Below are 6,915 nucleotides of genomic sequence, written 5' to 3'. Positions count from 1 at the left end.
GCTCTTCAACTTGGCCGCTCGTCGGCAGCGTCAGATGTGTATAAGGGACGGCTCGTTCCCTCCCCTCGAGGGGAGGGAGGCGATGGAGCCACCGGTATCAGCGTGTATCCGGCCTATGCCTCAGTCGTCGTTGGTGGCGTTGAGCTCTTCCGGCCGCCGACCGTCGTCGAAATCGGGTTCGGCCGGCTCGTTGGCAGCGAGCGCCGCTTCGATCGCCTCGGCCATCGCGGTGACGTCTATGCGCTGGGCGCCCTCCAGGGCCTGCCGTTCGAGCTCGGCGGCGATCACCGACTCGATGAGCGCGCGCCGGTCGAAGCTCTCCTGCGCATCCGGTTCGTCAGCCATTACCATCGATCGAAAGTCCCTGCTCGTCGACCCGTATCTCGACGCCGGGCCGCGTCTCCTGCTGGTAGGTGTAGATGCCGAAGATGACGACCACCGCCAGCAGGATGGCGATCACCAGATATAATCCGTTGCGGCTCATGGATGTTCCCCTGTTTAACCTGTCCAGGGGTTATAACGCGTTGATCGCGCTTGCGGTTCAAGCAACCTGCGCGGAAAGGCCCTTGAGGGCCATGACGAACGCGGCGATGCCGTTGGCGAGCGTTCCGGAATTATCGACGATTGTGGGTTCGATCCCCTCAGGCAGCTGCGGGCCTTCGCGGGCGAGACGCGCGGCGATCTCGACCTGCGTCTCGCGCCCGCGCGCGGAAAGCCGCTCGGCGCGCAGCGCGATCTCGGCGGTCACCAGCACCACCTTGCAGCGGGCAAAGCGGCGCACCGCTTCCGCGATCACATGCCTCGATCCATTGGCGACGACGACCCGCCCCAGCGCTACGTCGGTCGCTGCCGAAACGGGCAGCGCGTAGCTGAGGCCGTGCGCCTGCCAGGAAAGCGCGAAGCGCCCCGCCGCCTCCGCTTCCATGAAGCTCGCGAGGTCCATCGTGTCGTGGTCCTCGGCCTCGACATCGGCCTTGCGCGTCACGATGCGCCGGACGAACACGAAATCCGGGTCGCCGCGGAGCGCATCTTTCGCCCCGGCGATGAGCGTGTCCTTGCCGACGCCGGAGGGGCCGACGACGAGGACGAGCGTGCCCGGTCCCGCCATCTTCAGGCGACCCTGACGCCCGCGCGCCAGACGGCGCGCACCACCGGCTGTCCGCCGATGAGCGAGACGCGCACGAGGTCGGCGCGCTTGCCCTGCGCGATGACGCCCCTGTCGTCAAGCCCGGCGGCCTCCGCCGGATTGCGGGTGACCGTCGCCAGCGCCTGCGGCAGCGTGATGCTGTCGACCCGCTGCGGCAGGATGAACGCCGCCTGCATCAGGGCGAACGGCACGTAATCGGAACTGAGGACGTCGAGCAGTCCCGCGCGCACCAGGTCGGTGGCCGAGATATTGCCCGAGTGCGATTGCCCGCGCACGACGTTCGGCGCACCCATGAGGATCGCGAGCCCGGCGTCATGCGCTGCCGAGGCAGCCTCCAGCGTCGTCGGGAACTCGGCGATGTCGACCCCGTCCTCGACTGCCTCCTCCACATGCTCGAGCGTCGCGTCGTCATGGCTGGCGAGCGCGATGCCGAGCTCGTCGGCGAGCGTGACGATGGCGCGCCGGTTGGGCGCCGAATAGCGGTGATGCTCCTCGAGCCGCGCGGCGATGAAGACCTCGAGCTCCTCCGGCGTGCGCCCGGCCTCGTACCATTTCTTGTATTCGTCGATAGTGCGGAACTGGCGCTGGCCGGGCGTATGGTCCATCATCGAGGCGAGCTGCGTCGTCTCGTGCCGGGCATAGGTCTCGAAGTGGTCGACCACGTCCTCGGTCGGCAATTCGCAGCGCAGGTGGACGAGGTGCTCGGCTTTGAGCCGGTTCTCGTCGCGCCCGCGCCGGATGGCGCCGACCAGGCGCTCGACATGGATGCTCATGTCCCGGACGTCCGGCGACGAGCCGATGCGCACCGCGTCGAACACCGTGGTGATCCCCGAGCCGATGATCTGCGCGTCATGCGCGTGGAGCGCCGCCAACGGATCCCAGTAGACGCCCGGGCGCGGCCGGTAATGCCATTCGAGGTGGTCGGTATGCAGTTCGACGAGGCCGGCAATGAGGTAGTCGCCCTCGAAGTCCTCGCCCGTCTCGCAGGCGCCCTCGTCGACCGACGCGATCATGCCCTCTGCGATTGAGAGCGATCCCTCGATCTCCCGGTCGGCAAGGACGATCCGGGCATTGCGCAGGGCAGGGGTCATCGGGCGGCTCCCTTGAGCGCGAAGTCGGCACGGCGTCGGAAAGCCAGCCCCGGCTCTGGCTCGACAAAGATCGAGACCGAATCGAGCACCATTTCCCCGTTGAGCAGCGGGCCGAACCAGGTTTCGGCCGCCGCCCGGATTTCCGGCGCCGCCTCCGGATCGAGCCGGTCGGTCAGCGTCATGTGGAAGCGGTACTGCTCGGCGACATAGGGGTAGCCGTACTGGTCGACGAGTTCATGCTGGCGCGGGGTGAGCCTGCCGCTCGCGGTGCGCCGGGCGCGCTCCTTGTCGGAGAGCGGCGCGCGCAGGTCTTCCATCGCCTCGACACAGGCCTGGGCGAACTCCGTCAGTTCCTCGCTCTGCTGCGTGGGGACGATGGCCAGGAACCCGTCGAGCGAGCGGATTTCCATCGGTCCCATGGAGAAGGGTGCGTTCGCCTCGGCAAAGTCCGACACCGTTCCGGCAAGGTCCCCCTCGTCCGCTTCGCGGCGCAGCCGCATCGGCGAGCGCAGCGTCGCATGGAAGCCGTAACGGTTGGGTGAGCCGGTGAAATTGAGCAGCCGGTTGCGGTCCATGCCGGCCACGGGGCCGTCAAAGGTCTCGCCGGTCGCCGCGTCCCGGCCGAGCCAGATGGCGGCGCGCTCCCAGAGGGCACTGGTGGCGGGGGGCGCGTAGTAGACGGCGTAACGCTCGGCCATCGGTCTCTTTCCGAATCTGCTTGGAAATGTGCTCAAGAAACGTGGCCGCATATACGACCTGCATGTCAACTTCTTGACAGTCCCGTGAGCGCTGGACTTGAGGTGCTCGGCCCGCCAATATCCCGGCCGTCCCGCCCTTTCCGAATCGTCGAGATGCCGATGGACCGCTCCCTCCTTCAAGAGCTCTTTTCGCATGCCGTGGCCGTGGCCCAGCCCGAGCGGGCGGTGCGCGACCACCTGCCGCCGCCGCCGAAGGGCAGGACGATCGTCGTCGGCGCCGGCAAGGCCTCGGCGCAGATGGCGCGCGCTTTCGAAGAGGCCTGGCCGGGCCCGCTCACCGGCCTCGTCGTCACCCGCTATGGCTATGCCTGCCAATGCGAGCGGATCGAGATCGTTGAGGCAGCCCATCCCGTCCCGGACGAAGCCGGCTACCTCGCCGCACGGCGGCTGATGGAGATGGTCTCGGGCCTCGGACCCGACGACCTCGTCGTCGCGCTGATCTCGGGTGGCGGTTCCTCGCTGCTGCCGGCGCCCGCGCCCGGCCTGACGCTTGCCGACGAGCAGGCGGTCAACAAGGCGCTCCTCGCCTCGGGCGCCCCGATCGGGGTGATGAATCTCATCCGCAACCAGTTCTCGACCATCAAGGGCGGTCGCCTCGCCACCCGCGCCGCGCCGGCAAGGGTCGCGACCCTCGTCGTCTCCGACGTGCCGGGCGACGATCCGGCGGTGGTGGCCTCGGGTCCGACCATCGCGCTCGGCCAGCCGCGCGAGCTCGCCCGCAAATATGCCGGGCTTTATGGCATCGATCTGCCGCCGGCCGCCGCCGAGCTGCTCGTTGGAGAGGACAATCTCGCGCCCTTGCCGACCGATCCGCGCCTTGCCGGCAACAGCGTCGCGACGATCGCCTCGGCTGCGATCTCGCTTGCCGCCGCTGCCGATCTCGCCCGCGAGCGCGGTATCGAAGCGGCGGTCCTTTCCGATGCCGTCGAGGGCGAATCGCGCGAGGTCGCCCGCGTCCACGCCGCCATCGCCCGCGAGGTCGCAACCCGCAACCGGCCGTTCGAGAAGCCCGTGGTGCTGCTCTCGGGCGGCGAGACGACGGTGACGCTGCGCGGCAAGGGCAGGGGCGGGCGCAATGCCGAGTTCCTCCTCTCGCTCGCCATCGCCATCGACGGGTTCGAGGGCGTCACGGCGCTCGCTGCCGATACCGACGGCATCGACGGGTCGGAGGACAACGCCGGCGCCTTCGTCGACGGCACCAGCGCCCAGCGCATGCGCCGCGCCGGCATCGATCCGCTCGCCGCCCTCGCCGGCAACGACGCCTACACCGCCTTCGCCGCCATCGGCGACCTCCTGGTCACCGGCCCGACGGGCACGAACGTCAACGACTTCCGGGCGATCGTGGTGCGGTAGGTTCAGTGTTCGGCGACGTCGGCGATCGCCTCCCTTCCCTGAGGGGAGCTGGTGCATCTACGCCCCGCCACACATTTCTTCCGGAATCCTAAGCTCCCGCTTCACAGCCCGGCTCTGATCTGCTCTATGGAGCGCGCTTTGAACGGGAGGACGAAAAGCCCATGGCCAAGAGGAAGATCGCCGTCATCGGCGTCGGCAAGATCGCGCAGGACCAGCATCTGCCGGTGATCGACAAGAGCGGCGATTTCGAGCTTGCTGCGACCGTTTCGACGCGCGGCGTCGGCCATCGCGACGTCCCCGTCTTTCGCACGCCTGCCGAATTCTATGCGGCGATGCCCGAAGTGAGGCTCGTCTCCATCTGCACGCCGCCGGGGGTGCGCCATGCCTATGTGCGTGAGGCGCTCGACGCCGGCATGGACGTGATGCTGGAAAAGCCCCCGACCCCGACCATCTGCGAGTTCGACGACCTCGTCGCCTATGCCAGGGCCAAGGGGCGCGTCATCTACCAGACCTGGCACTCGCGCTACAACGCCGCCGTCGACCGTGCTCGCGACATCCTTGCCGCCGATGGGGTCAAGTCCGTGCGCATCGATTGGCGCGAAAGCGTACGCAAATGGCACCCCGGCCAGGACTGGGTTTGGGAGCCGGGCGGCTTCGGCGTCTGCGATCCCGGCATCAACGCCCTCTCGATCTTCACCAAGATCATGCCGTTCCCGGTGTTCGTCGAAAGCGCCAAACTCTCCTTCCCCGCCAACCGGCAGACGCCGGTCGACGTCGAGATCGTTTTCAAATCGGGCGAGGTGCACAAGCCACAGATGAGCGCCGGCTTCAACTGGCTCGAAGAGTCCGGCGAGATCTGGACCATCGCCATCGAGACGGTCAAGGGCGACGAGTTGAAGCTCGAAAAGGGCGGCACGGCGCTGCGCGTCAACGGCGGGGTCACCCTCGAGGCCCCCTCCGAGGAATACGAGCGCATCTACGAGCGCTTCGCCACCCTCCTCGACAAGGGCGAGAGCGAAGTCGACGGCTCGCCCCTGCGCCTGACCGCCGACGCGTTCCTCCTCGGCGCGCGCATCAACACCGACCCCTTCGAGTGGTAGGCGCCTAACCCTCCGCCGCCGGCGGCCGGCCCCGGCCGGTCACGCTGTGGACCTGCTCCAGCGCCGGCCGGATCTCGGTGATGCAATAGGGCGCCATCGCCGTATCGCCGGCGATGGCAACCGCCTCGTCCATGTCCCCGGCCTCGATGACGAAAAAGCCGCCGAGGAATTCCTTGGTCTCCATGTAGGGCCCGTCCGTGCGGGCGAGCTTGCCGGCCTGCATGCGCAGGACCGTCGTGGCCTCGGGCGGCTGGAGCGGTTGGGCGAGGACCAGGCGCCCCCGATCGCGAAGGCTCCAGTCCTCCTCGATGGTCGCGTCGGTCAGGCGCCGGTCGTCCTCGGGTGAGAGCGAAGTCATGGCCTTGCTGTCGATATAGACGAGGCAAACGAATTTCATGTTGAATGCTCCTGCATGTTGGCAGGATTAGTCGTTCGGTTTACAGAAAATCGACATTATTTTAATGGCGATTTGACCGTCAGCGTCCCGCCGCCGTCAGCCTGTCGAGCTCGTCCTCGGAAAGCTTCAAGCGCACGCCCTTGGCGAGGCTTTCGAGCTGCTTGACCGACGTTGCCGAGGCGATGGGCGCCGTCACCCCCGGCTGCGCGACGAGCCAGGCGAGCGCCGCTTCCGCCGGCGTCGCTTCATGCGCCACCGACACGTCGTCGAGGGCAGCAAGGATACGCATGCCCTTGTCGTTCATGTACTTTTCCATGCGCGCCCCGCGCGGGCTCTTGTCGAAATCCGCGCTCGAGCGGTACTTGCCGGTGAGGAACCCGGCCGCCAGGCTGAAATAGGGGATGATGCCGATATCCTCCTTGATGGCGAGCTCCTGCAACTCGCCCTCGAAGACGTCGCGTTCGTAGAGGTTGTAGTGCGGCTGCTCGCTCTCGTAGCGGGTCAGCGACTTGATCACCGCCGTTTCGAGTGCCTCGCTGATCTGTGCCGGCGTGAAATTGGATGAGCCGATGACCCGCACCTTCCCGGCGCGGATGAGGTGGTCATAGGCTTCGAGCGTCTCCTCCTGCGGCGTGTCGGCATCGGGCCGGTGGCTCTGGTAGAGGTCGATATAGTCGGTCTGGAGGCGCTTCAGGGAATCCTCGACCGCCTCGCGGATATAGTCGGCCTTGAGACCTTTCTTGTCCGGCGCCATCTCCGAGCCGACCTTGGTGAAGATATGGACGCTCTCGCGGTTGCCGCGGGCCTTCAGCCAGTTGCCGATCAGTGTTTCGGACTTGCCCTTGCCGTAGACGTCGGCGGTGTCGATGGCGGTGAATCCATGATCGACGAAGGCATCGAGGATGGCGAAACCCGTCGGCTCGTCCACCGTCCAGCCGAAGACGTTGCCGCCGAGCACCAGCGGTTCGATGACGAGTTCAGAGCGGCCAAGGGGGCGGCGATCCATGGGTCGGTTCCTTTCCAGTAGCGTCGAGATGGCAAACGCGGTCGGCGTCCGATGGTTCGCCCG

9 protein-coding genes are annotated in these 6,915 nt (G+C 67.2%); 2 read left to right on the top strand and 7 right to left on the bottom strand.

Annotated features, from left to right (window positions below; all coding sequences use genetic code 11):
• Positions 1 to 120: 120 nt before the first annotated feature.
• From VE25_RS02710 to VE25_RS02690, 5 genes are read right to left on the bottom strand one after another with little or no spacing between them, the layout of a single operon-like run.
• Positions 121 to 345, bottom strand: a complete 225-nt coding sequence (locus VE25_RS02710) for a hypothetical protein (RefSeq protein ID WP_046107044.1) — start codon at positions 343 to 345, stop codon at positions 121 to 123.
• Entirely contained in the window at positions 338 to 484 is a 147-nt protein-coding gene (locus tag VE25_RS23090; RefSeq protein WP_046107043.1) for a hypothetical protein, read from the bottom strand. Before VE25_RS23090 ends, VE25_RS02710 begins: the two co-directional genes overlap by 8 nt.
• A 57-nt stretch (positions 485 to 541) precedes the next feature.
• The gene (gene phnN, locus VE25_RS02700; RefSeq protein ID WP_046107042.1) at positions 542 to 1,108 is read right to left on the bottom strand and encodes a phosphonate metabolism protein/1,5-bisphosphokinase (PRPP-forming) PhnN; all 567 of its coding nucleotides are present in this window, start codon (positions 1,106 to 1,108) and stop codon (positions 542 to 544) included.
• 2 nt (positions 1,109 to 1,110) lie between these two features.
• Positions 1,111 to 2,238 carry an alpha-D-ribose 1-methylphosphonate 5-triphosphate diphosphatase gene (locus VE25_RS02695; RefSeq protein WP_046107041.1) on the bottom strand — a complete coding sequence of 376 codons (1,128 nt, stop codon included), beginning with the start codon at positions 2,236 to 2,238 and terminating at the stop codon, positions 1,111 to 1,113.
• Entirely contained in the window at positions 2,235 to 2,936 is a 702-nt protein-coding gene (locus VE25_RS02690; RefSeq protein ID WP_046107040.1) for a DUF1045 domain-containing protein, read from the bottom strand. Before VE25_RS02690 ends, VE25_RS02695 begins: the two co-directional genes overlap by 4 nt.
• A gap of 159 nt (positions 2,937 to 3,095) precedes the next feature.
• Here VE25_RS02690 and VE25_RS02685 point away from each other — a divergent pair, with 159 nt between their 5' ends.
• On the top strand, positions 3,096 to 4,349 hold the full coding sequence (locus VE25_RS02685) for a glycerate kinase type-2 family protein (protein WP_244466847.1): 1,254 nt from the start codon (positions 3,096 to 3,098) through the stop codon (positions 4,347 to 4,349).
• 161 nt (positions 4,350 to 4,510) lie between these two features.
• On the top strand, positions 4,511 to 5,449 hold the full coding sequence (locus VE25_RS02680) for a Gfo/Idh/MocA family protein (RefSeq protein ID WP_046107039.1): 939 nt from the start codon (positions 4,511 to 4,513) through the stop codon (positions 5,447 to 5,449).
• A 4-nt stretch (positions 5,450 to 5,453) separates the two neighbouring features.
• Here the strand turns inward: VE25_RS02680 and VE25_RS02675 are convergent, their stop codons facing one another.
• The gene (locus VE25_RS02675; RefSeq protein WP_046107038.1) at positions 5,454 to 5,846 is read right to left on the bottom strand and encodes a YciI family protein; all 393 of its coding nucleotides are present in this window, start codon (positions 5,844 to 5,846) and stop codon (positions 5,454 to 5,456) included.
• A 79-nt stretch (positions 5,847 to 5,925) separates the two neighbouring features.
• The gene (locus VE25_RS02670) at positions 5,926 to 6,852 is read right to left on the bottom strand and encodes an aldo/keto reductase (RefSeq protein ID WP_046107037.1); all 927 of its coding nucleotides are present in this window, start codon (positions 6,850 to 6,852) and stop codon (positions 5,926 to 5,928) included.
• Positions 6,853 to 6,915 lie beyond the last annotated feature (63 nt).

This window comes from Devosia geojensis (assembly GCF_000969415.1).
GTDB classification, from domain to species: Bacteria; Pseudomonadota; Alphaproteobacteria; order Rhizobiales; family Devosiaceae; genus Devosia; species Devosia geojensis.
The sequence above is the reverse complement of the archived record's forward strand: the minus strand, read 5'-3'. Positions and strand labels throughout refer to the sequence as shown.